2 protein-coding genes are annotated in these 1,117 nt (G+C 75.4%); one reads left to right on the forward strand and one right to left on the reverse strand.

All coding sequences use genetic code 11. The features are described 5' to 3' along the window. Window positions 1-137 precede the first annotated feature (137 nt). Window positions 138-692, reverse strand: a complete 555-nt coding sequence (locus H5J30_RS34930) for a TrmH family RNA methyltransferase (RefSeq protein ID WP_181791815.1) — start codon at window positions 690-692, stop codon at window positions 138-140. Between the two features lie 128 nt (window positions 693-820). Here H5J30_RS34930 and H5J30_RS34935 point away from each other — a divergent pair. Next, window positions 821-1,117, forward strand: a 297-nt coding sequence (locus tag H5J30_RS34935) for an FAD-dependent oxidoreductase (RefSeq protein ID WP_181791816.1), incomplete at its 3' end; no start/stop codon positions are given.

Raw genomic sequence — 1,117 nt, forward strand, 5'->3', positions numbered from 1 at the left:
GGACAGCCGGACGCCCTCGGCCGTGCCGAGCACCAGCGCCAGCGCCGGCCCGGCGACCAGCGCGAGGCCGATGCCCGCGAGCCGCTGCACGGACGCACCGAGCAGCAGGACTCCGGCCATGAGCAGGGCGTCACCGGTCACAGCAGCCCGGCCAGCCGGTAGAGGACGAGGGAGCCGGCGACGGCGACGTTGAGGCTGGCGCCGGTGCCGACCATGGGTATCTCGACGGCCTCGTCGAGCAGGTCGAGCGCGTCCGGCGGGATGCCGTGCTGCTCGTGGCCGAGGACCATCACCGTGGCGCGGCGCGCGGCCGGCAGGTCGGCCAGGCGCACGGCCTCGTCGGCGAGTTCGACGCCGAGGACGGACTTGCCCGCGGCCCGCTGCCGCTCCAGCCAGCGCAGCGGGTCGCCGGTCCAGTGCACGCAGACCGGGCGGCGCAGGGTGTTGCCGCGGGCCAGCGCCTCGGGCACCCAGGGGAAGCGGGGCACGACGAGGCAGGCGCCGACGGCGTCACAGGTGCGCAGGAGCGTACCGAGGTTGGCGCCGTGGAGCGGCCAGAGCGGGGCGGCGTAGAGGTGGTCCCAGCAGGAGTGGGCGCGGGGGCGGCGGCTGCGCTTCAGCTCGCGGGGGGTGCGGGTGCGGATGGCCGGCGCGTCCCTGCCGGCCCGGCGGACCCCCGGGCGGGCGCTCATCGGCGCGGGGCGCGCGCCCCCCGAACCCTTGCAGTACTCACGTAATTCGACATGCGAACAGAGTAGCGATCATCCTCGGCTGTCCACCACCCCGCGCGTGATCCCGACCGGTGCGGCAGACTGCCGGGATGGATTCCGAAGTCATCGTGCTCGGCAGCGGCATCATCGGCCTGACCAGTGCGGTCGTCCTCGCCGAAAGCGGGCGGCGCGTCACGGTGTGGGCGCGGGAGCCGGCGGAGGAGACGACGTCGGCGGTCGCGGGCGGGCTGTGGTGGCCGTACCGGATCGAGCCGGAACACCGGGTCGCGGACTGGTCGGTGCGGTCGTTCGACGTGTACCTGGGGCAGGCGGAGCACGCCGCGGTGACGGGCGTGCGGATGCGGACGGGTCTCCAACTCGGCGCCGAGACCGCCGGGCTCGGGCCG

The organism is Streptomyces phytophilus, assembly GCF_013870535.1.
Classification (GTDB): Bacteria; Actinomycetota; Actinomycetes; order Streptomycetales; family Streptomycetaceae; genus Streptomyces; species Streptomyces phytophilus.